Consider the following 24,924-nt stretch of genomic DNA (forward strand, 5'->3'; position numbering starts at 1 on the left):
CCCGGCAGTCACCCCCCTTTATTTATGCCTCGCGCTTTACCTTCTTCGTCCTCTGCTACTGGCTCCGCTTCTTCTCGTCTGCCCATGCGCGTTGCGCTATGGCTGCTCGACAATCCGCGTCTGGGCCACACCCCCAGCGTCAAGCGCATCGCCGGCAATCTGCTCAAGCAGCCCGCGCGCAGAGGCTGTGTGCAGGCGCAAAGCCGCCTGGGCCAACTGCTCTGCCGCGACTGCGGCAACACCCGTGATCGCCGTATCGGCTATGAGCTGCTGCGCCAGGCCGCTCGTGCAGGCGACCGCTGCGCCCAGCTGGAGCTGGAGCGCCTGTCACGCTGAATGCGTGCTGGCCCCGTGTGAATCGCTGGCTGGGTATACTGCTCGGCGGTTCAACATGGAGCGTCTATGCCAATCGATCCTCTCTCTCTCGCCATTGGCGCCGTCGTCGCGCTGGTCCCGCTGTTGGCGGCGCTCTGGTCACTGCAGCGCCGACTGACTCGCGAGCAGGGCGAACATGCGCTGCTGCAGGAGCGCCTGGAGCACGCCCAGCTGAGCCAGGCCGGTGTGCTGGCGCAGCTCGATGCCTGCCGTGCCGAGCTGGCCGAGATCAGCGAGATCAAGGTTGACCAGCAGACCGAGCTGGCCGGCCTGCGCCGCGAGAACGAACTGCTGCAGCAGGAGCGACAGATCGCTCGCGAGGCCGCTCAATCCTGGAATCAGCAGCGTGAACGCAACGAAGCCGAGCTGCGCCGGCTGACCGCAGAATGTGCGGCACTGGCGGCCGAGCTGCAGGAGAACCGCGATAACCAGCAGCAACGCCTCGATGACCTGCAGGGCGCGCGCAATGAGCTGCGTGCCCAGTTCTCCGAGTTGGCGACGAAGATCTTCGACGAGCGCGAGCAGCGTTTCGCCGAGACCAGCCAGCAGCGCCTCGGCCAACTGCTCGACCCGCTCAAGGAGCGCATACAGGCATTCGAGAAGCGCGTCGACGAGAGTTATCAACAAGAGGCGCGCGAACGCTTTTCCCTGAGCAAGGAGCTGGAGCGCCTGCAACAGCTCAACCAGCGCCTGGGCGACGAAGCGACCAACCTGACCCGTGCACTCAAGGGACAGAAGACCCAGGGCAACTGGGGCGAGCTGGTGCTGGAGCGTGTACTGGAGCATGCCGGCCTGGAGAAGGGGCGCGAATACCAGACCCAGGTCAGCCTCAAGGGCGCCGGCGGCGAGCGCTTCCAGCCTGACGTGCTGATCCGCCTGCCCGGCGACAAGCAGGTGATCGTCGATGCCAAGGTCAGCCTCAGTGCCTACCAGCAGTATGTCTCGGCGGTGGACGAGCCGATTCGTCAGCAAGCACTCAAGCAGCACCTGATCTCCCTGCGCAGCCACCTCAAGGGGCTTTCCGGCAAGGATTACCAGCGCCTCGAAGGCCTGCACAGCCTGGATTTCGTCCTGCTCTTCGTGCCCATCGAAGCCGCTTTCGCCGCGGCGTTGCAGGCAGAGCCGGACCTGTTTCAGGAGGCTTTCGAGCAGCAGGTGGTGATCGTCAGCCCGACCACCTTGCTGGCGACCCTGCGGGTGATCGACAGCCTCTGGCGTCAGGAGCGCCAGGGCCAGAATGCGCGCGAGATCGCCGAGCGCGCCGGCCAGCTGTACGACAAGTTCGTGGCCTTCGTCGCCGATCTGGACGAAATGGGCAATCGCCTGCAGCAGCTGGACAAGGCCTACGCCAGCGCGCGCAACAAGTTGGTCGACGGCCGCGGCAACCTCGTCGGTCGTGTGGAAAACCTCAAGCTGCTGGGCGCCCGCGCGAGCAAGAGCCTGCCGGGCGAGTTGCTCGAACGCTCTGCCGATCTGCCGGCATTGGACGAACTGGGCGAGTGAGCGGCCGTCGCTCCTTATCGCCGCGTCGCTAGCTTGGGTTGTCTTCCGGTCGGTCCGGCCGAGGGCTGGGTTGTTCGAGCCTGTCCACATAGTCGCGCAGCCAGCCGGCCAGCGCAGTGGGTTCGGCCAGCAGTTGCCAATGGCCGGCGCGAACTTCCCGGCGGGTCAGCAGTGGCGCCCAGCGTTGCAAATCCTCGAACAGTTGCGGGCGCACGAAGCGGTCGTGCAACGGCACGATCAATTGCACCGGCACGCGGGTGCTGCGCGAGCGCGGTCTGAACAGACTGCGTATGAAGTTGGCGCGATACAGCTGCACGCCGTGCATGCCATCGCTGCGCTGCGTCGGGCTCGACGGCAGGTTACGCACGCCTTCGAGGCGCCGCAGCAGCCTGGGCCAGGCTCGATCCAGGCCCAGGCGCCAGCCCAGTTCCGGTAGCAACGGAATGTGAAAGAAGGCGATGTACCAGGAGCTGAGCAGTTGTCTCAGTGCCTGCAGCAGGGCATCAGGGCGGCGCAGGCTCAGGCGCTCGCGCATCCAGTGGCCGACATGGTCGAGGCAGGGGCCGGAGATGCTGGTGTAGGACGCCAGCAGCGGCTGGATACCTGGCTCGGTCACGGCCTCCCAGCTCTGGATCGAGCCCCAGTCATGGGCGACCAGGTGTACCGGGCGATCCGCGCTGGTGGCTTGCACCACCGCTGCCAGGTCGCGCCCCAACTGCTCCAGGCGGTAGTCGCGCAGTCGTTTCGGCATCTCGGATGCACCACAGCCACGCACATCGTAGGCGACGATTCGATAGTCGCCGGCCAGCTCATGGATCAGCGGGCGCCAGATCTCGTGGCTGTCGGGATAGCCATGCACCAGCAGCAGAGTCGGAGCACCGGGCCTGTCCCAGAGATAGGCGCGCAGACGCAGGCCGTCGCTATCAATATCCAGCTGGCGGGGTGGCAGGTCACGAATTGGCAGCGGTGCATTCATCGCAAGATACCGAGTGGCTGGGTACGCAGGGGCATGGCAGGCTCCGGGAATGATCATTACATCCTGTGGTGTAAGGACCATTGTTGAGCGCTGGCGCGCCTGTGCCTAGCCGTGGCGGGGGCGGCATCAGCTGTGGGGGACGAACCTCCACGCCGCTCTGGAACGGGCATTCTGGCCATTTTTGTTGAGAGCCTGCGCCGCGCAAGTCCAACCCTTGGTTAGGGGCTCGGTCGCAGGCAGGCACATGCGGTCCAGGCAAGACGCCTGACCTTAACCGCGCAACACCAGATGGCGACTGAGCAATGCGCGCAGGGCGGCCGGCTTGACCGGTTTGGGCAGGTAGTCGAGGCCTGCGGCATGCACCTCGGCGACCAGTTCCGGACGGCCGTCGGCGCTGATCACCACGCCGGGCACCGGTTCGCCCAGGCGCGTGCGCAGCCAGGCCATCAGCTCGGTGCCGGTCTCGCCCTCGTCGAGGTGGTAATCCACCAGCGCCAGCTGCGGATGCACGTCTTCGCTGAGCAGATGCTCGCATTCCAGACGGTTGCGCGCCGTCCATACCTGGCAGCCCCAACGCGAGAGCAGGCTGTACATGCCGGTGAGGATGCTGTCCTCGTTGTCGATGCAGATCACCTGAGTGCCTTGCAGCGGTTGCCCGTCCGCCACCGAAACGGTCGGGCCCTGTGGTTTCGGTGCCGGTTTTCTCGCCAGCGGTACGCTGACGCTGAACACGCTGCCCTTGCCCGGCCAGGAGCGCACCTCCAGGCGATGGCCGAGCACGCGGCACAGGCCATCGGCAATCGCCAGGCCGAGGCCCAAACCTTTCTCGGCGCGGGTCTGGTGGCTGTCCAGGCGCTTGAATTCTTCGAAGATCACCTTGCGCTTGTCCTCGGGGATGCCCATGCCACGGTCCCACACTTCCAGACGCAACTGCTCGCCTTCGCGGCGTACGCCCAGTACCACGCGACCCTTGGCGTAGCGGAAGGCGTTGGTCAGGAAGTTCTGCAATACCCGGCGCAGCAGCTTGATGTCGCTGTCGATCCACTGCCGGCTGCCGTGCACGCGCAGGTCGATGCCCTGTTCTGCAGCCAGCACGCCAAATTCGGCAGCGAGGGTATCGAACAGGCTGGAGAGGGCGAAGGGGTGGCGATCCGGGGTGATTCGGCCGTTCTCCAGGCGCGAGATATCCAGCAGGTCGGTGATCAGGTCTTCGGCCGAGCGCAGCGAGCTGTCCAGGTGCCGGACCAGTTCCTTGGCTTCGCTGGGCAGGGCGTCGTCCTGATGGGCCAGCGCTGCGGAGAACAGGCGCGCAGCATTGAGGGGCTGCATCAGGTCATGGCTGACCGCCGCCAGGAAGCGCGTCTTCGACTGGTTGGCGGCTTCGGCGTGGGCCTTGGCCTCGGTCAGCGCCTGGTTCAGTTTCGACAGCTCAAAGGTGCGCTCGGCCACTCGCCGCTCCAGGCTCTCGTTGGCGTCCTTGAGGGCGCGCTCGGCTTCGCGGAATTCGGTGATGTCGGTGAAGCTCATGACGAAGCCGCCGCCGGGCATGGGGTTGCCGATCAGCTCGATCACCCGGCCATTGGGGAACACCCGCTCATAACTGTGCGCGGTGCCCTGGCGCATCCAGTACAGGCGCTTGGCGACGTTCTCTTCGACATCACCGCTGCCGAGCATGCCGCGCTCGGCGTTGAAGCGGATGATCTCGGCAATCGGCCGGCCGACGTAGATCAGCCCCTCGGGATACTCGAACAATTCCAAATAGCGGTGATTCCAGGCCACCAGGCGCAGGTTCTGGTCGACCACGCTGATGCCCTGGGTGATGTTCTCGATCGCGCCCTGCAGCAGGGCGCGGTTGAACTGCAGCACCTCGCTGGCTTCGTCGACGATGCGCACCACGTCTTCGACCTGCATCTCGCGGCCTTCGATGGCCGCCTTGACCACCGCGCGGGTCGACGATGCACCGAGCACACCGGCGAGCAGGCGTTCGGTGTGGGCGATCCATTCGCTATTGGCCGGCTGATTGGGGTCGAAGTTCTTGCTTTTACCCTGGCGCAAGGCGAAGCGGGTAAAGCTCTGACGGGCGCGCTCCTCGCCGACGAAGCGGCTGGACAGCATCAGCAGGTCGGCCACCTGCACCGCCAGCAGGCTGCGGCTGCTGGGCTTGGTGCCCAGGTCATGGCCAATGAAGCGCCCGGCCTGCCAGTGTTCGGAAACCCGAGTTCGCGAGAACCAGGATACCCAGGCGAACAGCAGCATGTTGCCGGCCAGCGACAGCACCACGCCGCGCGTCAGCGGATCGACCTGCAGGCCGATGGGGGCGTAGAGCAGGGCGGTGAGCCCCGGGAAGCTGTCCAGCGACCAACCCATGCCACGTGCCGCCAGTGGCAGCACCAGAGTGTAGAACCAGAGCATGGCGCCGAAGATCAGGCCGGCGAACACGCCGCGGCGGTTGGCCTGCTTCCACACCAGGGCGCCGAACATTGCCGGCGCCAGCTGGCCGATGGCGGCGAACGAGACCTGGCCGATGGTCGCCAGGCTGGTGCCTTCGCCGAGCAGGCGATAGCAGACGTAGGCCAGCAGCAGGATCAGCACGATGCTGACCCGGCGAGCGGTGAGCATCCAGTGACGGAAGGCCTCGAAAGGCCGCTCCGTGCTCTGCCGACGCAGCAGCCAGGGCAGCAGCATGTCGTTGGAAATCATGGTCGACAGCGCCACCGAAGCGACGATCACCATGCCGGTAGCCGCCGAGGCGCCGCCGATGAATGCCAGTACCGCCAGCCCCGGATGAGCTTCGGCCAGCGGCAGGCTGATGACGAAGGAGTCCGGCGTCACGCCGGCCGGCAGCAGCATCTGCCCGGCCAGGGCGATGGGCACGACGAACAGTGCCGCCAGCACCAGATAGGCCGGAAAAACCCAGCGAGCCAGGCGCAGGTCCTTGGGTTCGATGTTTTCCACCACGGTGACATGGAACTGTCGCGGCAGGCAGACGATGGCGATCATGGCCATGCCGGTCTGCACCAGCATCGCCGGCCAGTTCACCGCCTCGTTCCAGAAATCGTCCAGTTCTGCAGTGTTGTGCGCCTGCAGCAGCAGGTCGTTGAAGCCGTTGTACAGGCCGAAGGTGACGAAGGCGCCAACGGCGAGGAAGGCCAGCAGCTTGACCAGCGATTCGAAGGCGATGGCCAGCACCATGCCGCGGTGGTGTTCGGTGACGTCGAGATTGCGCGTGCCGAACAGAATGGTGAACAGCGCCAGCGCCAGCGAAACGATCAGTGCGGTGTCCTGTGCGCTGGTGCCGGTGTCCTGGGCGTGCACGCCGATCAGCAGATTGACCCCGAGCACGATGCCCTTGAGCTGCAGGGCGATGTAGGGCAGCACGCCCACCAGACAAATCAGCGCGACGACGATGGCCAGCGACTGCGACTTGCCGTAGCGCGCGGCGATGAAGTCGGCGATGGAGGTGATGTTTTCCTGCTTGCTGATCATCACCATCTTCTGCAGCACCCAGGGCATGGTCAGCAACAGGATGATCGGGCCCAGGTAGATCGGCAGGAACGACCACAGCTGTTCGGCTGCCTGGCCGACGGCGCCGAAGAAGGTCCAGCTGGTGCAGTACACCGCAAGCGACAGCGAATACACCCATGCACGGACTTTCGGCGGCATCGGCGCGCTGCGGCGGTCGCCATAGAAGGCGATGGCGAAAAGAATGGCCATGTAGATCAGGGCGACCGCGGCGATCAGCCCGGGGGACAGCGACATGCAGACTCCGAAACACGCAGTGGAACGAAACAGGACGAAACGATGGGGATCAGTGTTGCACAAAGCCGGGTGCTGTCGGCTGCGACCAAGGTCGCAGGGGCGACGCTGTGCTTTGCGACAAGGCTCGATTGTGTCGCAGCCCAGGGCCTGATAGCGTGGCCGGTTTGCAAGTAAGCCAAGGAAGGTCCTGAGGAAGCACCCTATGTTCAAGCCGCAACTGGTAACTTTGCAACGTGGCGCTTTGCGCCTGGAACCGCTTTGCGACGCGGATATCCCTGCGCTGGTGGCGTTGGCCGAGGCCAATCGCGAGGAGCTGCTGTACATGAGCGGTACCCAGCGCCTGGACTGGTACCGCAGCGCTCTGGCCGATTTGCGCGAGCAGCGGGCACTTCCTTTCGTCATTCGCCTGGGCGACGCGCTGGTGGGGACCACCCGCTTCGGCGACTTCATGAACAGCCTGCCAGCCTGTGAAATCGGCTGGACCTGGCTCGATCGCAACCAGCACGGCAGCGGTCTGAATACCACCATCAAGTACCTGATGCTCCGGCATGCGTTCGACAACTGGGGCATGGTCCGGGTACAGCTGAAAACTGCCGCCAGCAACCTGCGCTCGCAACGTGCCATCGAGAAGCTGGGCGCCCTCCGCGAAGGGCTGCTGCGCAACCATCGGCGGCTCGCCGATGGCCGCCTCGACGACACGGTGCTTTACAGCATCACCGACCAGCAATGGCCGGCGCTGCGCGAGGCGATGGAGGCGGGCTTCGGCGCCTGAACAGCATGCAGACCCGCGAGCAGACCCGCTTCTGGCAGGCCTCCGCATTGAGCGGGGTCGAGCTGCTGCAGGCACGCTACCTCGAACAGCGTTTCGCGCCTCACGTGCATGAAGGCTTCGTGTTTACCGTGATCGAGCATGGCGCGCAGCGCTTTCGCCATCGTGGCAGCGACCATCTGGCTCCGCAGGGCAGCATGGTGCTGATCAATCCGGACGAAGTGCACACCGGCTCCAAGGCGCATGAGGACGGCTGGCGCTATCGCGGCTTCTACCCGGGTAATGACCAGGTGCTGGGGGCGCTGCAGGAACTGGGGCTGGCCAAGGCGGGTATGCCGTCGTTTTCCTCCAGCGTGCTGCATGATCCGCAGTTGCACAGCGCCTTCCTGCAACTGCACTGCCTGCTTGAGGACGGTGCCGAAGCATTGCAGCAGCAACTGGCCTGGCGTGAGGCCATTCTGCTGCTGTTCCGGCGTCACGCACGGCTTGCCGAGCCAGCTGCGCCGGGGCGTGAGCCTTGGGCCGTGGCCTGCGCCAAGCAGATGCTCGCCGAGCGCCTGAGCGAGCCGCCGTCGCTGGAAGAACTGGCGGCTGCGGTCAGCCTCTCGCCGTTTCATTTCGCCCGGGTATTTCGCCGTGCGACCGGGTTGCCGCCGCACGCCTGGCTCAAGCAGCGGCGCCTGGAGCAGGCCCGGGCGTTGCTCAAGACGGGCTGCACGGCGGTCAATGTGGCCACGCAGCTGGGCTTTGCCGATCAGAGTCATCTGTCGCGGCAGTTCAAGCAGGCCTATGGGGTGAGCCCTGGCGAATACCGCAGTGCGGTGGCCCGGAGCTGACAGCAGGTATAAAAGGGTTCTTCGCATTTTCGCGGGGAGGATAGGTTTGATACCGGACTGGCAAGTTTGTGTGCGTATCGCATTCTGACTCAGCACTATCCATTACCGCGTGTACTGAGCGTTTGGGTTGCACCCCTTACGGGCGCCACACCTTGATTCGCTGCGCTCACCCTGCGGGCCAGCCTGCGGCTGTTACTCCGCTTCGCTGCGTTTCCTCGCTCCGGTGCTGCTCTGGGGGCCGGCTTACAAGGGCCGTCCCTGGCCCATTAAGCCTCCCGCCGCATCGATGCGGCTCATCCCCCTACGCAACACCTCCACTCGGCCTCCTGAAGGGGACCGGGTCGCGAGCTTGCATAAGCTTTGCGAAGTTGAAATTGGCGGCGTCTGGCTTTTGCCTTTGCTCTTCAACTGCGATGGTACAGACGACGCCCAAGTCCCCCTTCAGGAGGCCGAGTGGAATCGCCGCGGAAGGGGTTGAGCGACATGGATGTCGCGAGAGCCACGATGGGCCAGGGACGGCCCTTCGTGGCGTGCCCCTGGAGCGGTGATGGAACGAGGGAACCCCGGTGCAGCCGGGGCCGGATGAACGGGGTGCCCTTCTCTTTGGTTACTTTCTCTTGGGCAAGCAAGAGAAAGTGACTCGCCCGTAAGGGGCGAAACCCATCAGGCCAGGCGACGCGCTAACGGAGAGTGCCAAGTCATCGACAGCTAACACGTAATTGCCAGTCCGGTGTCAACCCGCACTTCCCCCAAAAATATGCCAAGAACCATAAAAAAACCGGCGCTCCTTACGGAGGCGCCGGCTTCTTCAGCCCGCTGCGTCGATCAGAACTCGTGGTCGGCGGGGTCCGGGTTCAGGTCGCTGATGCCCAGCTTGCCCGCGGCCTGCTCGATTGCGCCGGTCTGCTTGACCAGGGCGGCGATGGCGTCACGCACCAGTTGCTGGCCTTCGGCGTTGTCGGCTGCGATCAACTGGTCGAAGTGCACATTGTTCTTCTCGGCGCTGTCGACCAGTGCCTGCAGCTTGGCTTCGGTTTCCTGCAGGTCGGCCTTGAGGGCGGCATCGGCCTGGGCGTCGGCCTTGGCGACCAGCTCGGACAGGCTCGGGCCGGTCAGGGTGCTGCCGTCGACCTTCTTGTACTCGCCCAGATAGACGTTGCGAATGCCCTTGCCGTTGTAGAAGTGCGAGTTGTGGGTGTTATCGCTGAAGCAGTCGTGCTCGTCTTCGGTGGAGTTGGCCTCCAGCGCCACCTTCATGCGCTCACCAGCCAGCTCGCCGAGCGACAGGCTGCCCATGCCGAACAGCATCTTGCGCAGGCCGTTCTCGGCGGAGTCGGCGACCAGCTCGCTGCGGTAGTTGCCTTCCACGCCGTCCTTCCACTGCTCGACCATTTCATCCAGATCGCTGACCAGCAGGTCGGTGGCGGCTTTCAGGTAGGTGCGGCGGCGCTCGTTGTGACCGCCAGTGGCGCCTTCGCCAACCAGGTAGTCGGTGTAGGGACGCTCGCCAGCACCGGGCTCGGTACCGTTCAGGTCCTGGCCCCAGAGCAGGAATTCGATGGCGTGGTAGCCAGTGGCGACGTTGGCTTCGGAACCGCCCAGCTCGTTCAGACTGGCCAGAAGTTCGCCGTTGATCTCGCTGACGTCGATCTTGTCTTCGCCGATCTGGATCTCGGTATTGGCGATGATGTTGGCCTGGGCACCCGGGTTGCCCAGCGCGTGCTGGTAATCCTCGGCAACGTAGTCGATCAGGCCTTCGTCCAGCGGCCAGGCATTGAGCTGGCCTTCCCATTCGTCGACCACCGGGTTACCGAAACGGAACACCTCGGTCTGCATGTAGGGCACGCGAGCAGCCAGCCAGGCTTCACGCGCTGCTTTCAGTGTGTCTTCGCTGGGATTGGCGAGCAGGGCGTCCACTGCCGCCTGCAGTTGCTTCCCGGTGCTGGCAGCGTCGCTGAATACGGCCAGGGCCAGATCGGCGTAATGATTGACCACAGCCTTTGCCGCTGCCTCGTCGACCTTTGCCGCAGCGGCCGGAGCCGCGCTCTCGGTGGCGGCAGCAGGCGCTGCGGCCTGGGTGGCAGGGGCTTTGTCTTCGCCGCAGCCAGCGAGTGAAATGGCGATGGCCAGCAGGCTGGCGGAGGCCAGGGGCATACGAATCATGGCGGGGTCCTTTGCATGTACGAATGGGCGGTACGCAGGTGTACCTGAAAAACCGCAACATAATGCAAATGTTTCGCATTATGTGTAAAGGCCATTATTCGTCGTTGTGCGTGATATCGCTGCTGGAGGTCGCTGCTGCCGTTAGAATGCCAGCACCTGATACGCAGTTCTGCATGGAGAAAACTGCATGAGCCTGACCGCCGTGATCGTCATCGTCGTCCTTGTCCTGCTCGGCGCCTACGCGGTGTCTGTGTACAACGGCCTGGTGCGCCTCAAGCATGGGGTGGGCAAGGCCTGGTCGAACATCGACGTCCTGCTCAAACAGCGTCATGACGAATTGCCCAAGCTGGTGGAAACCTGCAAGCAGTACATGCAGTACGAAGGCTCAACCCTGGAGCGGGTGATCGCTGCGCGCAGCGCCGTGGCCAGTGCTCGCGAGCAACATGATGTCGGTGCTCTGGGCAAGGCCGAGAGTGGCCTGCGTGCCGGTCTCGGCCAGCTGTTCGCGTTGGCCGAGAACTATCCAGAGCTGAAGGCCAACGACAGCTTCCAGCATCTGCAGCAGCGCATCAGCGGACTGGAGAATGGCATCGCAGACCGCCGTGAGCTGTACAACGAGGCCGTCAACCTCAACAACGTGCGCATTGAGCAGTTTCCCGACGTGATCATCGCACGCCTGTTCAGCTTCCCGGCTGCCGAACTGCTGGTGTTCAGCGAGGCGGAAAAGGCCGATGTCGATATGAAGTCGCTGTTCAGCTGAGCCTCCGTCGATGATGCAGGCTGACCCGCTGGGTTTCTTCTTCACCCTGGCGCTTACCCTCGGCGCTTGCCTTGGCGGCGCCTGGTGGTGTCTGCGGCGCTGGTCGCAGGCGCGTCATCTACTCGATACGCCCACCTCGAAGATCCGCTCGGCAGCTCAGGGTTATGTGGAGCTTTACGGTGTGCTCGAAGCGCTACCGGACATGCACCTTCGCGGGCCGCTGACCGGCAAGCCGTGCCTGTGGTGGCGCTTTCGTATCGAGGAATACCGTTCCAGCGGCAAGAAGCGTAGCTGGCGGGGGATCGACAGTGGCGCCAGTGACGCCTGGTTGCGCCTGGTCGACGGCACCGGCGAGTGCCTTATCGACCCGCGGGGTGCCGAGATCAAAGCGGCGGTGCACGAGGTGTGGGAGGGCAATCTGCGCCACCCGCTGGGCCCGGCCAAGACCGGGCTGTTCGGCTTTCTCAGCAGTGGCCAGCGCTATCGCTACAGCGAGGAGCGCTTCCATGTTGGCCAGCCGCTCTATGCCATCGGAGATTTTCGCACCCTCGGCGCCGCGCAGCAGGGGTTCGACAGGCATGCCGCTCAGGGTGAGGTGATTCGCGAATGGAAGGGCGACTACGCGGGGCTGCTGCGGCGCTTCGACAGCGACGGCAACGGTGAGCTCGATGAGCAGGAATGGAATCGCGTGCGCCTGGCCGCGCAGCTGGAGGCCGAGGACCGGCACCGGCAGAAGGCCTCCGAACCGGCGCGGCATCAGATGGCCAAGCCTGGTGAGCGCCAGCCGTTCATTCTTTCCAACAGTGGGGAGGATGAACTGGCCCGCCACTTCTACTGGCAAGCTGGCGGCGGCGCCGTGCTGTTTCTGGCAGGTGCGCTGGCCACGGCCTGGTTGTTCGGTGTGCAGAATTGGTAGGTCTGGGGCCCGGCTGATATTAAAACGCCGCGACGGATCGCGGCGTTCTGTTTGAGGCGCTTAGAGTGTCGCCGCTGAGCTCAGACGCCTTGCCTGCTTGAGGAACAGGGTCAGTTCACGCGCCGGTAGCGGCTTGCTGTACAGATAGCCCTGACCTTCATGGCAGCCCTGGGCGATGATGTAGGCCTCCTGTTCTGCGGTCTCCACGCCCTCGGCGATGACCTGCATGCCCAGGCTCTTGCCCAACTGGATGATGGCACGAACGATGGTCGCATCGTCTTCGTCTTCGAGCAGGTCCTGCACGAAGCTCTTGTCGATCTTGATCTTGTCCAGCGGCAGACTCTTCAGATAGCTCAGCGAGGAATAGCCGGTACCGAAGTCGTCGATGGCGATCAGCGCACCGGAGCGACGCAGGCTGAGCAGATGCTGGGCCGCGGTGCTGATGTCTTCCATCAGGCCGGTTTCGGTGACTTCCAGTTCAAGGCTCTTGGGCGGCAGACGGTAGACCTGCATCAGGTTGTTGACCACGCGCGGCAGCTCGGCGTGGTGCAACTGCACGGTGGACAGGTTGATGGCCATGCGCAGATCGCTGAAGCCCTGATCGTGCCATTCGCGTAATTGCCGGCAGGTCTGGTCGAGGACCCATTCACCGATGGGGATGATGGTGCCGTTCTGCTCGGCCAGCGGGATGAACAGGTCCGGCGCGACGAAACCATGCTGCGGATGTTGCCAGCGCAGCAGCGCTTCGACGCCGACCACGCGGTGATCGCGGTAATCCACCTGGGGCTGGTAGACCAGGTGCAGCTGGTTCTGCGCCAGGGCGTCACGCAGGTCCTTCTCCAGCTCACGGCGGCGGCGCATCTCGCTGTCGACGCTGGCGATGTAGAACTGGTAGCGATTGCGCGAGCGGCTCTTGGCCAGGGTCATGGTCTGCTCGGCTTTCTGCAGCAGCTTTTCGGTGCTGTCGCCGTCTTCAGGGAACAGGGTGATGCCGATGGTGGCGCGCAGGCGGACTTCATGCTGATCAAGCAAAAAGGGCAGCTCCAGATCGTCGAGCACGCTCTGCGCCAGCTCGGCGGCTTCGTAAGGCTGCTCAATATCGGCCTGCACCAGGGCGAACTGGTCGCCGCCGAGGCGTGCCAGCGCCCCGAGACGGCCGCTGTGGCTGCGCAGACGATCGGAGAGGGCGAGCAGCAGCTGGTCGCCGCTCTGGTAACTGAACTGTTCGTTGATGCCCTTGAAGTCGTCGAGGCCAACGCAGAGCACGGCGACGCGGCGCTGCAGGCGGCCGGCGTCTTCGAGAATCTGGTCGAGCTGCTGCTGCAGTTGCTGGCGGTTGGGCAGGCCGGTGAGGAAGTCGTACTGGGCCATGCGCAGCAGGCTGTTCTCGGCTTCACGACGCAGGTGGGTGTTGCGTTCGATCGAAGCCAGCAACTGATTGGCGGTGTTGATCCACAGGCCCAGCTCGTTCTTCTCGTTGCCCTTGAGCATCGGCAACTTGTGTTCGCTGGGACGGTCGGGGTTGATGCTGGTGAGGTGTTCGATGATCTTGGATAACGGTTTAGTGAGCAGCCAGTGGTAGACCAGATAGAGCACCAGGCCCATGGCCAGGGCACGCAGCACGCCGGAGATGAAGATAATCACCGAGTTGGTGACGAAACTCTCGCCGTAGGGCGCCGTGTCGAGGGTGATGTTGAGATCGCCGTAGTACTCGCTGTAAGGACCGCGGCCGACCAGCTTGGTCGAGAACAGCTGCTCCTGGCCGAGGATCGGGTCGGTCAGCCAGCGCGTGGGCATCTGTGCCAGATCGCGCGAGCGCTCGGCAAGCATCGGCTCGTTGGGGTGACCAATGGAGGCATAGCGCACCGATTCGTGCTGAAACAGGCCCTCGATCACCTGCATGCCCATTTCGCGGTCAAGGCTGTACACGGCCTGCGTCGACGGATCGCGGAACATGCCGAGAATGCGGTGCGCATCGTTCGCGACCGCCTGGCGCGTCTTGTAGGCATCGAAGACGATCTGCGCGCAGCTCAATACCACTCCAACCACCAGTGCCGAAAGCAGCACCACGCGGAGCAACTTGAGTGACAAGCTGTTCTTCAGTTCCAGCTTCAAAGGCAATTCCTTATGTCGATGCGTGCAGCGTCATTCAGACGAGAGTATTGGCAATCTAGCCCTAGCCGTCAAAGGGCCATCATGTCTGGTGGCACTTTTTATCCGATAAGGAATGTTCCTGATGAAAGTCGGCGCATTTAGGTTGATGCATTGCACTATGTCGGTGCGCTTGCGCGAGACTTGAATGCCCTTGGTCGGATTGACCGTGCGCTGTGTTTGTCAGGCTTTGAGGCCGTTTTTACGGCTACCGCGAGCTGGTCTCGTTGGGGCCGGCTCACGGCTAAAACTAACATCACTGGCGTGTGGACGGCACGGAGATGGCGATGTTCGCCGCATCGCTGCTGGAGGCGCCAGTTCAGGCGCGGGAACGAAAAAACCCGGCCACATGGGCCGGGTTTCGTATTACGAGGCTTGGACTCAGGCCGCGTAGTTCTGGGCCACGAAGTCCCAGTTGACCAGGTTCCAGAACGCCTCGACGTACTTCGGACGCAGGTTGCGGTAGTCGATGTAGTAGGCGTGTTCCCAGACGTCGCAGGTCAGCAGCGGGGTGTCGCCGCTGGTCAGCGGGCAGCCGGCACCGATGGTGCTGGCCAGGGCCAGGGAACCGTCAGCTTTCTTCACCAGCCAGCCCCAGCCGGAACCGAAGGTGCCGATGGAGACCTTGCTGAACTCTTCCTTGAACTTGTCGAAGGAACCGAAGGCAGCGTTGATGGCGTCAGCCAGGGCGCCGGTGGGCTGGCCACCGCCGTTCGGCGACAGGCAGTTCCAGTAGAAGGTGTGGTTCCACACCTGAGCGGCGTTGTTGAAGATGCCGCCCGAGGAAGTCTTGACGATCTCTTCCAGGCTCTTGCCTTCGAACTCGGTGCCCGGCACCAGGTTGTTCAGGTTCACGACATAGGTGTTGTGGTGCTTGTCGTGGTGGAATTCGAGGGTCTCGGCGGAAATGTGCGGCTCGAGAGCATTCTTTTCGTAAGGCAGCGGCGGCAATTCAAAAGCCATGGTCTATCTCCTACTCAGGTCGTGTGCGATATGCGCCAGGCCGATCACGGGCGGCCCGTGGAGGGCGTTTACTATTGGCTGCGAGAGCCGTCCTGCAAACACCACTCTAAGCGGCGTCGAGTTTTTACTCTTTGCGCCGCAGACTCGGGATCATAGCACCGGGCCACGGCCATAACCACGCAGCATCTGTGTGGAAAAGCCGGAGCCAGGGCCTCTGCGACAATGGCTTCGACCATCGCGCGCGCCAGCAGTTGCCTTTACAGCGCGCCGGCTTTTTTCCAGGCCAGATAACTGCTCACCAGCTCAGGCCCCAGCTCGCCGGGACGTGCGTCCAGCACCGGCACCTCATGCGCAGCGAGGCGATCATGCAGATCGGCGCGGGCGTTGAGGTAGTCGAGCGTGCCGCAGTAGGCCAGGGCCTGGTCGAATTGCTCCACGGGCGTCTGGCGCAGGCGGTCCAGCGCTTCCTCGCGCAGGCTGGCGATCAGCACGCGGTGCTGGCGGGACAGGCGACGCACGGCGGCGAGCAGGTCCTGATCGTCCTCGTCGCGCAGGTTGGTCACCAATACCACCAGCGAGCGGCGGCGCTGACGCGCCAGCAGCAAGTCGGCAGCAGCGCTGAAGTCGGCCGGTTGCTGGCTGGTGTCGAGGTCATAGACGGCATTGAGCAGCACGTTCAACTGTGCAGGGCCCTTGACCGGCGCCAGGTAACGCGACTGGTTGCCGGCGAAGGTCGCCAGGCCCACTGCATCGCCCTGGCGCAGTGCCACGTAACTGAGCAGCAGGCAGGCATTGAGAGCATGGTCGAAGTGCGACAGCTCGTCGTCCTGGCTGCGCATGCGCCGGCCGCAATCGAGCAAAAAGACGATCTGCTGATCGCGCTCGTCCTGGTATTCGCGAGCGATGGGCGTGCGCTTGCGCGCGGTGGCCTTCCAGTCGATCTGGCGCAGGGTGTCGCCATCACGAAATTCGCGCAGCTGGTGAAACTCCAGGCCGAGGCCGCGGCGCGGGCGCTGGCGCACGCCCAGTTGGCTCAGCCAGTCGTCCACGGCCTTGAGCTGCGCGCCATAGAGGCGAGCGAAGTCCGGGTAGACGCGGCTCTCGTCAGCCAGCGGTAGCAGGCGCCTGGCCTGCCACAGGCGCAGCGGGCTGGGCAGTTGCAGCTCGCACTGGGCGAAATGGAAGCGTCCGCGGATCAGCGGCTTGAGGCGATAGCTGACTCGCGTCTGCTGGCCGGGGTGCAGGGTGATGCGTTGCGGCAGGAAGTCGAAGGCCATGCCTTCAGGTACATGATCGAAGACCTCGATTTCCTGTGTCTGAGCGAAGTCGTGATGGGCGATCAGTTGCACCTCGCTCCAGCGCCCCAGCGGCAGATTGCCGGGCAGTACGCGCTCCAGACGCGGCGAGCGCTGGCGGCGCAGCCACAAGGCATCGACGGCGGCGATCAGCAGCAAGGCCAGCAACAGACCCCAGGCCAGCGGCAACAGGCTGTCTGCCAGACGAATGCCGAGCAGGGGCAGGGCGCCAAGCAGCACGGCAGCGGCGAACAGGCCGCCGAGCAGCCCGAGGAGCAGGCGCGAAGGTTTCATAGGCGTGGCGCCGGCACCTGATCGAGCAACTGTTGCAGAACCTGATCCACCGACAGGCCTTCGATGTCCAGCTCCGGGGCCAGACGTACGCGATGGCGCAGCACGGCCAGAGCGCAGCTCTTGATGTCATCCGGCAGGACGAAGTCGCCACCGCGCAGCAGCGCGCGGGCACGGGCGCCGCGCACCAGGGCGATGGAGGCGCGCGGCCCGGCGCCCATAGCCAGGCCCGGCCAGCTGCGGGTAGCACGGGCCAGGCGTACGGCGTAATCGAGCACCTGGTCGTCCAGAGGCAGGTCGCTGGCGATCTTCTGCAGGGCCAGCACGTCCTTGGCCTGCAACAGGGTACGCAGCGGACTGACTTCGAGCATGTCGGCCTTGGCCGAACGGGTTACCTGGCGCACCATGTTCAATTCTTCGTCCTGCTGCGGATAATCCATGCGCAGCTTGAGCATGAAGCGGTCCAGCTCTGCTTCCGGCAGCGGATAGGTGCCTTCCTGTTCGATCGGGTTCATGGTCGCCAGCACCATGAACGGCAACTGCACCGGCAGGGCGCGACCTTCCAGGGTCACCTGGCGCTCCTGCATCACTTCCAGCAGCGCGGCCTGGGTCTTGGCCGGCGCACGGTTGATCTCGTCGGCCAGCAGCAGGTTGGTGAACACCGGGCCCTTGCGCAGCTTGAACTGCTCGCTCTGCATGTCGTACACCGCATGGCCGGTGACATCGCTGGGCATCAGGTCCGGGGTGAACTGGATGCGCGCGAACTCGCCGCCGAAGCAACGCGCCAGAGCGCGCACCAGCAGGGTCTTGCCCAGGCCCGGTACACCCTCGACCAGCACGTGGCCACCGGCGAGCAAGGCGGTGAGCACGTCATCGATCACTGCGCTCTGGCCGATCACGGCCTTGCGCAGCTCGGCGCGCAGGGCCTGGGCCAGTTGGCTGGCCCGCTGGCGTTGCTGCGCTTGCGGGTTGCTCGGCGCGGCGCTCGGAGTTTCCTGCACCGGCAGGTTAACGTTCTCGGGGATCTCGCTCATAAGGCATTCCTGAGGGTTTGCAGGTGGGCGACCTGGCGGGTGAAGTCACTGGCGGACAGGCGTTGCGGCGGCAATGGACGCATGGCCTGGCTGATGTCCTTGGCGGGCAGGCGGGTCAGGCGACCGAGCACCTGCCACTGATCGGCGACCGCGAGCTTCTCGAAGCCGGGGTAGCGGCGGCGGGCACGGCGGTTGATGTCCTGTTGCAGGCCCTTGAGCAGACTGTGCTGGCCACTGCGACGGAGGAGGAAGTCGGCGCTGCCGCGCAGGTGTTCCTCGAGCTGACGCCGTGATCGGCTGGCCGGTTCCTGCAGCGGGCCGTGGCGCATGCCGACGTGCCACAGGGTGGCGATGATCAGCAGGGCCAGCACCAGCAAGGCCAGCGGGAAATGGCGCAGCAGCAGGCGCGCCAGACCATCGCTGTCGGCGTGGTAGAGCAGGGTCACGGCGCTGTCCTGGCTCAGGTACCAGAGCAGCCAGGCATGGTCGTATTCGTTGATGTTGCGGTTCTGCCAGATCCACGGGTCGCTCAGCACGGTGATCAGGCCGTCGCCGTGGTACAGCTGCAGCAAATGCGTGGCAGCTTCGCTATTGGCCCAGGCGTGGGCGCGGTTCTGCGCGTCGTACAGGTGGAAGTCGGTGTCGAAGGCGATATAGGCCGGCGCCTGCTCATTCTCCAGGTAGAGCTTGGTGAGCTGCGGGTAGGCCTGCTGCTCTTCGTTCTGCCCGTTTTCCGCCTGCGTCTCGCTGGTCTCTTCGTCGTCCAGCTCGTCGCTCATGTACTGCTGGATGCCGAGCAGGTCGAGCAGCAGGTCGCCGCTCTTGCCTTCCTCTTCGTCCCACAGGCGTTCGGCGATGAACAGCAGGTGACCGCCATTGGCCGTCCATTGCAGCACGCGCTCGACCTGGCGCGGCGTCATGTTGCCACGGTCGGCCAGCAGCATCAGGGTCTGGCCCTCGCTGGGCAGGCCGTCGAGCACGTCCAGACCTTCGGCGCGGCGCGCGGCGATGCCCTGCTTGCGCAGGAAATGTTCAGCGGCCAGGTAGGGGCTGCTGGCAACCTCGGGGGCAGGGCCGTGCTCGATCACGTCTTCGTAAGGTTCGAGTTTGCCCAGCACGTAACTGGCGATCAGTCCAACTGCCAAGAGCAGGGCCATGGCGAGGATGAATCCGCTGCGCCGACTCATGCCGCACGCTCCTGGCCGAACAGGCTACGCCAACCCTGACACAGGCCCTGACGCAGCGATTCGGCGGGTAGGCGGTGACCATAGGCCAGCGCCTGCCAGTGCTGGGTGAGCAGGCGACTGTAGTCCTCCAGGTTCTGCTGACCAAGGCCTGCGACCAGGTGCAGCACTTCCCCTTCGGTGTGCGACTGCTTCAGCGGCAGGCGGTGTTCATGCAGCAGGCGGCTGAGCAGGGCGCGGTAGAGCAGGCCGAGCGCAGCGCGCGGTTGTTCGGCCCAGAGCCGCTCGGCTTCGCTGGCGACATCGTCGGGCAGGCTCTCCGGGGCCAGCTCAAGGCCAAAGAGCTGTTGCGGTGCTACCGGCCGGCGCCGCGTCGGCAGGCCAATGCGTTCGCCAAAGGTCTGCAGCCATTCGCGATAGCGCCACAGGATGAAGGCCAGCAGCGCGGCCAGCGCCGCCCACAGCAGCACTTCGAAGATTTGCGCAACGACATCCAGGCTCTTCCACCATTCGCCCAGCTTGAGCAGGTTCTTGAGCATGTCGAGGAAGGCTTCGATATCTTCCGGTTTCGGGTCTTCTGCGGGCTTCTCTTCGCCCAGACGCCAGCGCGTGACGGTTTCGCGGTGCTGGAAGGGCGGTTCGTCGAGCAGCGCTTCGATGCTGGCGCGCGCGGCCTGGCTGGTCAGCGGCTGCTTGAGCATACGCGGGGCGTCGGGGCCTTGCGCGTCGGTCTGCTCAACCTCTTCGCTGACGATCGGCGGCGTGTCGGCCCAGACATCGCCTGGCAGCTGCGCGAGCAGCACGGCGCAACCGAGCAGCAGGGCGTAGGCGCTGCCGGTCAGGCGCTGGCGCAGACGGCGGAAGGTCAGCTCGATATCCCAGGCTTCCAGGGCAGTACGGCGGTTGAGGTAGAGGGTGAAACCGCAGGCGACGTAGACCGGTTCCCAGAGGATCAGCAGCAGCACGTAAAGCAGGTTGGACAGGTGCTCCAGCCACAGCCACTGACCGCTGCTGGCGGCGATCAGGCTTTCCCAGGTCCAGTCCAGCTCCACCTGCTGCGGCAGCATCAGGTAGAACAGGGCGATCAGGCCCATCCACAGGGCCATTTCCAGGTGCACGCCCACCAGTGTCAGCCAGGTAGCCGCGGCGCTGTCACGCTGGCCGAGCACCACCAGGCGCTGGCTACGCGCCTGGCCGGACAGGCCTTCGAGCTGCAGCACGGGCAGATCGAAGCTGCGTGTCGGGCTCAGGCGGCGCCAGGTCAGGCTGGCCAGCAACTGTGGCCACAGCAGTTTCGGCAGTGCGCGCAGCGATTGTTTCAGCGAGGGCGTATTGCCGAACAGCGCCTGCGAAAGAATGTACAGCGGCAGCCGTTCATAGGCGGGTTTGAGCCACCAGAACAGGAAGATGGCCCAGCCCGGATACTGCCAGAGCAGGGCGCAGAGCAGGGCGAACAGCGGCAGGGTGACCAGCGCCCAGCTGGCCATCAGCAGGCCGGCGTGACGACGGGCGAGCAGCACGCCGAGGTCGATGGCTTCCCAGGCGCTACGCGGGCGAATGGCCACGCTGGCTTCAGTCAGGCGCATGCTGCCTCCGCCCGGCCAACAGCAGATAGCTCAGTACCAGCACCCAGAGCCCGGCACCGACGATGTACTTGATGTTCGGGCTGGCGAAGGTGGTGGATGACCAGAACGCTTCGATGAAGGCGGCCAGCAGCAGGAACAGGATCACCCCGCAGACCAGTTGGATCGCTTTGCCGGCTGCCAGGCGCAGGGCCTCGCCACGGGGCAGGCGGCCGGGGGCGAGCAGCGCCCAGCCGAGCTTGAAGCCTGCCGCGCCGGCCAGGGCGATGGCGGTCAGCTCGAAGGCGCCATGGCCGATGACGAATGACCAGAACGGTTCGCCGTAGCCGATACGCGTCAGGTGGCCCGCCACAGCGCCGATCATCAGGCCGTTGAACAACAGGAAGAACAGGCTGCCAAGGCCCAGCAGCAGGCCGCTGGCGAAGGTCTGAAAGGCGATGCCGATGTTGTTCATGATGTAGAAGCCGAACATCACCCAGTCATCACCGGAGCCTCGTTCGCTGAAGCGGCCGAGGCGGCGCGCGTCGGGATCGTACATACGCTCCATTTCGCTGACCTGATCGGGGCTGACCAGGCTGAAGATCAGTTCGGGATAGAGGTAGGTCAGCAGCCCCATCAGGGCCAGGCTGCCGAAGAACAGCAGGCTGGCGACGCAGACGCTGCGCCATTCGCTACGTACCAGGCGCGGAAAACCGCCGAACAGAAAGCGGATCATCTGCGCGCCGAGATGGCTGCGATGACGGTAGAACTGCTGGTGGCCACGCATCGCCAGCTGCTGCAGCTGGTCGATCAGGTGGCTGCTGTAACCGCGGGCCTGGGCCAGGGCCAGATGCTGACAGAGCTGGCGGTAGCGAGCGGCGAAGCTTTGGCAGGTCTGCGCATCGGCCTTGCCGCGCTCGAGTGCATCGAGTTGGCTATTGAAGGCATCCCAGTCCGGCTGATGGCGACTTTCGAACAGACTCTGCTTCACGGGGCATTCCCCAGCAGGCCACGGGCGATGCCATTGAGGCGTGGTTCGGCCTGCTCGGCAGGCACCTGCAGCGGTTCGGCCAGCAGCGCCGCCAGCTCCGCTCTGCGGGCTGCGGACAACTGGCTGCCACGTTCGGCGAAACCGAGGATGGCGCGTTGCTCGCCCAGGCTGAGCGGGAAGGGCGCGGGTAGCGGTTCGGCCTCGGCCAGCTGCGGTTTGCTCAGCGGCGCGTCGCGATACACCACCAGCGTGCCGGCGGCGATATCGCCGAGACGCTTGAACGCCGGATGGTTCAGGCAACTGATGATGCCCAGAGTATAGCCGAACGGCAGGATATCGACGAAGCGCAGCAGATTGCGCGTCAGCGAGGCAGCCCAACCGATGGGCGTGCCGTCATCGTGCACCACGCGCAGGCCGAGCATCTGCTTGCCGGGGGAGCGCCCCTGGTTGAGCACTTCGAACAGCACCATGTACCACCAGGTCACGAGAAACAGCAGGATGGTGCCCAGACCCATGCCGAACTGGCCGAGCAGGCCGAGGACGATGAACATCAGGGCGAGAATCAGGCCGCGAATGGCCAGGTCGATGGCGAACGCCAGGGCGCGAGGTACCAGCCCGGCCGGTCGCAGATGCAGATCGATGCCTTCCGGCGTTTCGACCTGATAGCGGGTATCCAGGGGCGGCTGGGTGTACGGAAGGCTGGCGCTTGAGCGTGAAGGCATCGGCGGACTGCATCAAGGAAAGCCCGATGCTAGCGAGCAGCGGGCCACGAACGCAACCGGGCCAGCGAGCTGGCCCGAGTGACGTCGGTTTATTGAGCGGCCGGCAGCACGCCAAAGATGGTGCGATAGAGCACGCCCATGGCCACGACCATCAGCGGGATGCTCCACACCAGACCGATGCCCAGCGGGATGGCGCTGACCATGACGATCAGGCCGAGCACGATGAACAGGCCGAAGACCTTGAACCAGTGTTGGGTGATGGCCTTGCGCGAGGCTTCCAGCGCCTGCCAGGGCGACAGGCCGCGCTCGACCACCAGCGGCACGGCCAGCAGATAGGCGACGCCCAGGTAGATGCCGGGGATCAGCAGCAGGATCATGCCGAGGTAGATCAGCAGCATCATCACCACGGCGGTGATGATCAGCGGCACGGTGCGGCCGAAGTGGCTGAAGATCTCGTTGAAGCTCAGCGGCTGATCGGCGGCACGGCGAATGCCGACCATGTTGATGCCGGCCATGAAGGGGTAGGCCAGCGCCGAGGCCAGCAGCGAAATCAGGATTTCACCGATGAACATCAGGGCGATGCTGTCGCTCATCGCGCCGAAGATGCCCACCACGCCGCCGAGGATGAAGGTGGCGGCCAGCAGAACCACGTAGAACACCAGGAAACCGCCGATGATGATGCCTTTGGTGCCCTTGACCTTGCTCCAGGACTCGCTCAGCAGTTCACCGATGCTGAAGTCATAACCGCGTGCCAGAGCTTCTTCGACGCTCGGTGCACTACCTTGAGGCGAATGCTGAAGATTGCTGGTAGGGGCGGCGTAGGGATTGGGGGTGATCGCGTCACTCATGGCTGCATCCTTGTAGAGAGTGGAGAGGGGGCACCAATGCTAATGGTTACAGCATTTTTCTGACAGTGCAGCGCGTCCGGTCATGCGGAGCCTGTGCGCTGGTTCATGCTTTTGCCCGCGACGGCGAGTCGGAAAGCGGATGATAGACTGCCGGCAATTTTGCCTTGGGTACGGAGCGGCCAATGACTTCCAGCATCTTCTGGTACGACTACGAGACCACCGGGATCAACCCGCGTTGTGATCGTCCGTTGCAGGTGGCGGGCATCCGTACCGACGAGGCGCTGAACGAGATCGGCGAGCCGCTGAACATCTATTGCCGGCCCAGCGAGGATATCCTGCCGCACCCGGCTGCCTGCCTGGTAACCGGTATCGATCCGCAGCGTTTGCAGCAGCTGGGGTTGGACGAGGGCGAGTTCATGACCCGCGTGCATGCCGAGCTGTCGGCACCCGGTACCTGCGGCGCCGGCTATAACAGCCTCCGTTTCGATGACGAAGTGACGCGCTACAGCCTCTATCGCAACTTCTTCGACCCTTACGCTCGCGAATGGCAAGGCGGCAACAGCCGCTGGGATCTGATCGATCTGGTGCGTACCGCCTACGCGCTGCGCCCCGAGGGTATCGAGTGGCCCGAGGAGGACGGGCGCGTATCGCTCAAGCTGGAGCGGCTGACCCAGGCCAACGGCATCGCTCACGGCCAGGCCCACGACGCATTGTCCGATGTGCGCGCGACCATCGGCCTGGCGCGCCTGCTGCGTGATCGGCAGCCACGGCTCTACGATTTCCTCTATCAGCTGCGCAGCAAGCAGCGGGTCATGGATCAGATTCGTCTGTTGCAGCCTGTGCTGCACGTTTCCGGACGCTTTTCCGCGGCGCGCCACTACCTGGCGCCCGTGCTGCCGTTGGCATGGCATCCGCGCAATCGCAACGCACTGATCGTCTGCGACCTGCAGGCCGATCCCTCGCCCTTGCTGGACCTGGATGCCGAGGTACTTCGCAGCCGTCTCTACACGCGCCGTGAAGACCTCGCCGAGGGCGAGGCGCCGGTGCCGCTGAAATTGCTGCATATCAACCGCTGTCCGGTCGTGGCCCCTTTGTCCGTGCTGCGTGAGACGGATCGGCAGCGTCTGCAACTGGAATGGTCGATTTGCGAGCGCAATGCCGAGGTTCTGAAGGGCGCTCAGTCGCTATGGCAGGACAAGCTGACCGCCATTTACCGCGAAGAATCCTTCGCCGGCAGCAGTGACCCGGAGCAACAGCTCTACGATGGCTTTATTGGCGATCGTGACCGGCGTTTGTGCGAGCAGGTGCGAAGCGCTCTGCCTCAGGCATTGGCCAGCGACAAATGGCCATTCGATGATGAGCGGTTACCGGAGTTGTTGTTTCGTTATCGCGCGCGCAACTTTCCTGACAGTTTGTCATCTGTCGAACGTCAGCGCTGGATGGAATTCTGCCGGCAGCGCCTGAGCGATCCGGAGTTCGGCGCTCCCAATACGCTGGCGCAATTTCGTGCTGCGCTCCAGCAGCTATGTGCGGATTGCAATGCGCAGCAGTTGCTACTTCTGCAGCAGTGGCAAACCTATGCCGATGAGCTGCAAACGCGTTTGGCTGTGACTTCAACCGGTAGCTGATGCCTTGCCAGGGTGGGGAACGTCATCACGTTCGTCAGTTATCGGTAAGAAAAGTGTAGGCATCGGGAACTTTTTGCTGGCCCACCTTATTGCCGCGCTCAGTACATGAGCGGCGTCGCCCATCGAGTAGCAATACTCAGCTCAGGGAATTGCGCCGAAGCTGTTTTCTGCTCAAGGCAAAAAACTATGGGCAATAAA

At 64.2% G+C, this 24,924-nt stretch carries 19 protein-coding genes; 7 read left to right on the forward strand and 12 right to left on the reverse strand.

What is annotated here, in order from left to right:
- Positions 1-84 precede the first annotated feature (84 nt).
- A complete protein-coding gene (locus GYB81_RS15115; protein ID WP_161865204.1) occupies positions 85-336 on the forward strand; it encodes an SEL1-like repeat protein in 252 nt (83 codons plus the stop codon).
- Between the two features lie 180 nt (positions 337-516).
- Entirely contained in the window at positions 517-1,878 is a 1,362-nt protein-coding gene (locus GYB81_RS15120) for a DNA recombination protein RmuC (RefSeq protein WP_161865356.1), read from the forward strand.
- Positions 1,879-1,906: 28 nt separating this feature from the next.
- Here the strand turns inward: GYB81_RS15120 and GYB81_RS15125 are convergent, their stop codons facing one another.
- Entirely contained in the window at positions 1,907-2,854 is a 948-nt protein-coding gene (locus GYB81_RS15125; protein ID WP_161865203.1) for an alpha/beta fold hydrolase, read from the reverse strand.
- 270 nt (positions 2,855-3,124) lie between these two features.
- The gene (locus GYB81_RS15130) at positions 3,125-6,613 is read right to left on the reverse strand and encodes a hybrid sensor histidine kinase/response regulator (RefSeq protein WP_161865202.1); all 3,489 of its coding nucleotides are present in this window, start codon (positions 6,611-6,613) and stop codon (positions 3,125-3,127) included.
- 202 nt (positions 6,614-6,815) lie between these two features.
- Between GYB81_RS15130 and GYB81_RS15135 the strand changes: the two genes are divergently transcribed.
- Positions 6,816-7,385, forward strand: coding sequence for a GNAT family N-acetyltransferase (locus GYB81_RS15135; protein WP_161865201.1), 570 nt, complete (start codon positions 6,816-6,818; stop codon positions 7,383-7,385).
- A gap of 5 nt (positions 7,386-7,390) precedes the next feature.
- On the forward strand, positions 7,391-8,218 hold the full coding sequence (locus GYB81_RS15140) for a helix-turn-helix transcriptional regulator (protein ID WP_161865200.1): 828 nt from the start codon (positions 7,391-7,393) through the stop codon (positions 8,216-8,218).
- 825 nt (positions 8,219-9,043) lie between these two features.
- Here the strand turns inward: GYB81_RS15140 and GYB81_RS15145 are convergent.
- On the reverse strand, positions 9,044-10,381 hold the full coding sequence (locus GYB81_RS15145; RefSeq protein ID WP_161897883.1) for an imelysin family protein: 1,338 nt from the start codon (positions 10,379-10,381) through the stop codon (positions 9,044-9,046).
- Between the two features lie 187 nt (positions 10,382-10,568).
- On the opposite strand from GYB81_RS15145, the gene GYB81_RS15150 reads away from it, so the two are divergent.
- Positions 10,569-11,141, forward strand: coding sequence for a LemA family protein (locus tag GYB81_RS15150; protein WP_161865198.1), 573 nt, complete (start codon positions 10,569-10,571; stop codon positions 11,139-11,141).
- 10 nt (positions 11,142-11,151) lie between these two features.
- Positions 11,152-12,057 carry a GIDE domain-containing protein gene (locus GYB81_RS15155; RefSeq protein WP_161865197.1) on the forward strand — a complete coding sequence of 302 codons (906 nt, stop codon included), beginning with the start codon at positions 11,152-11,154 and terminating at the stop codon, positions 12,055-12,057.
- Positions 12,058-12,117: 60 nt separating this feature from the next.
- On the opposite strand, the gene GYB81_RS15160 is transcribed toward GYB81_RS15155, so the two are convergent.
- From GYB81_RS15160 to GYB81_RS15200, 9 genes are all read right to left on the reverse strand, one after another.
- Positions 12,118-14,172, reverse strand: a complete 2,055-nt coding sequence (locus tag GYB81_RS15160) for a putative bifunctional diguanylate cyclase/phosphodiesterase (protein ID WP_161865196.1) — start codon at positions 14,170-14,172, stop codon at positions 12,118-12,120.
- 417 nt (positions 14,173-14,589) lie between these two features.
- On the reverse strand, positions 14,590-15,171 hold the full coding sequence (locus GYB81_RS15165; protein ID WP_003462535.1) for a superoxide dismutase: 582 nt from the start codon (positions 15,169-15,171) through the stop codon (positions 14,590-14,592).
- A 257-nt stretch (positions 15,172-15,428) separates the two neighbouring features.
- Positions 15,429-16,760: a DUF58 domain-containing protein gene (locus GYB81_RS15170; protein ID WP_161865195.1), complete on the reverse strand. Its 1,332-nt coding sequence runs from the start codon at positions 16,758-16,760 to the stop codon at positions 15,429-15,431.
- A complete protein-coding gene (locus tag GYB81_RS15175) occupies positions 16,757-17,791 on the reverse strand; it encodes an AAA family ATPase (RefSeq protein ID WP_161865194.1) in 1,035 nt (344 codons plus the stop codon). The genes GYB81_RS15170 and GYB81_RS15175 overlap by 4 nt, the downstream gene beginning before the upstream one ends.
- Positions 17,788-18,978 (reverse strand): DUF4350 domain-containing protein, encoded by a 1,191-nt coding sequence (locus GYB81_RS15180; RefSeq protein ID WP_161865193.1) that lies wholly within the window; start codon positions 18,976-18,978, stop codon positions 17,788-17,790. The genes GYB81_RS15175 and GYB81_RS15180 overlap by 4 nt, the downstream gene beginning before the upstream one ends.
- A complete protein-coding gene (locus GYB81_RS15185) occupies positions 18,975-20,561 on the reverse strand; it encodes a DUF4129 domain-containing protein (protein WP_161865192.1) in 1,587 nt (528 codons plus the stop codon). The genes GYB81_RS15180 and GYB81_RS15185 overlap by 4 nt, the downstream gene beginning before the upstream one ends.
- Entirely contained in the window at positions 20,548-21,528 is a 981-nt protein-coding gene (locus GYB81_RS15190) for a stage II sporulation protein M (protein WP_024309168.1), read from the reverse strand. Before GYB81_RS15190 ends, GYB81_RS15185 begins: the two co-directional genes overlap by 14 nt.
- Positions 21,525-22,250: an RDD family protein gene (locus GYB81_RS15195; protein WP_161865191.1), complete on the reverse strand. Its 726-nt coding sequence runs from the start codon at positions 22,248-22,250 to the stop codon at positions 21,525-21,527. Before GYB81_RS15195 ends, GYB81_RS15190 begins: the two co-directional genes overlap by 4 nt.
- A gap of 89 nt (positions 22,251-22,339) precedes the next feature.
- Positions 22,340-23,098, reverse strand: coding sequence for a hypothetical protein (locus GYB81_RS15200; protein WP_161865190.1), 759 nt, complete (start codon positions 23,096-23,098; stop codon positions 22,340-22,342).
- A 182-nt stretch (positions 23,099-23,280) separates the two neighbouring features.
- Between GYB81_RS15200 and sbcB the strand changes: the two genes are divergently transcribed.
- Positions 23,281-24,726: an exodeoxyribonuclease I gene (gene sbcB, locus GYB81_RS15205; protein ID WP_161865189.1), complete on the forward strand. Its 1,446-nt coding sequence runs from the start codon at positions 23,281-23,283 to the stop codon at positions 24,724-24,726.
- The last annotated feature ends 198 nt before the right edge of the window (positions 24,727-24,924 follow it).

It is taken from the genome of Pseudomonas yangonensis (assembly GCF_009932725.1).
Lineage (GTDB): Bacteria > Pseudomonadota > Gammaproteobacteria > Pseudomonadales > Pseudomonadaceae > Aquipseudomonas > Aquipseudomonas yangonensis.

Coding starts and splice junctions, on each gene's coding strand:
- sbcB (WP_161865189.1), top strand. CDS start 23,281: ATGACTTCCAGCATCTTCTGGTACGACTACGAGACCACCGGGATCAAC.
- GYB81_RS15165 (WP_003462535.1), bottom strand. CDS start 15,171: ATGGCTTTTGAATTGCCGCCGCTGCCTTACGAAAAGAATGCTCTCGAG.
- GYB81_RS15170 (WP_161865195.1), bottom strand. CDS start 16,760: ATGAAACCTTCGCGCCTGCTCCTCGGGCTGCTCGGCGGCCTGTTCGCC.
- GYB81_RS15200 (WP_161865190.1), bottom strand. CDS start 23,098: ATGAGTGACGCGATCACCCCCAATCCCTACGCCGCCCCTACCAGCAAT.
- GYB81_RS15155 (WP_161865197.1), top strand. CDS start 11,152: ATGATGCAGGCTGACCCGCTGGGTTTCTTCTTCACCCTGGCGCTTACC.
- GYB81_RS15175 (WP_161865194.1), bottom strand. CDS start 17,791: ATGAGCGAGATCCCCGAGAACGTTAACCTGCCGGTGCAGGAAACTCCG.
- GYB81_RS15115 (WP_161865204.1), top strand. CDS start 85: ATGCGCGTTGCGCTATGGCTGCTCGACAATCCGCGTCTGGGCCACACC.
- GYB81_RS15135 (WP_161865201.1), top strand. CDS start 6,816: ATGTTCAAGCCGCAACTGGTAACTTTGCAACGTGGCGCTTTGCGCCTG.
- GYB81_RS15150 (WP_161865198.1), top strand. CDS start 10,569: ATGAGCCTGACCGCCGTGATCGTCATCGTCGTCCTTGTCCTGCTCGGC.
- GYB81_RS15140 (WP_161865200.1), top strand. CDS start 7,391: ATGCAGACCCGCGAGCAGACCCGCTTCTGGCAGGCCTCCGCATTGAGC.
- GYB81_RS15130 (WP_161865202.1), bottom strand. CDS start 6,613: ATGTCGCTGTCCCCCGGGCTGATCGCCGCGGTCGCCCTGATCTACATG.
- GYB81_RS15145 (WP_161897883.1), bottom strand. CDS start 10,381: ATGATTCGTATGCCCCTGGCCTCCGCCAGCCTGCTGGCCATCGCCATT.
- GYB81_RS15180 (WP_161865193.1), bottom strand. CDS start 18,978: ATGAGTCGGCGCAGCGGATTCATCCTCGCCATGGCCCTGCTCTTGGCA.
- GYB81_RS15185 (WP_161865192.1), bottom strand. CDS start 20,561: ATGCGCCTGACTGAAGCCAGCGTGGCCATTCGCCCGCGTAGCGCCTGG.
- GYB81_RS15195 (WP_161865191.1), bottom strand. CDS start 22,250: ATGCCTTCACGCTCAAGCGCCAGCCTTCCGTACACCCAGCCGCCCCTG.
- GYB81_RS15125 (WP_161865203.1), bottom strand. CDS start 2,854: ATGAATGCACCGCTGCCAATTCGTGACCTGCCACCCCGCCAGCTGGAT.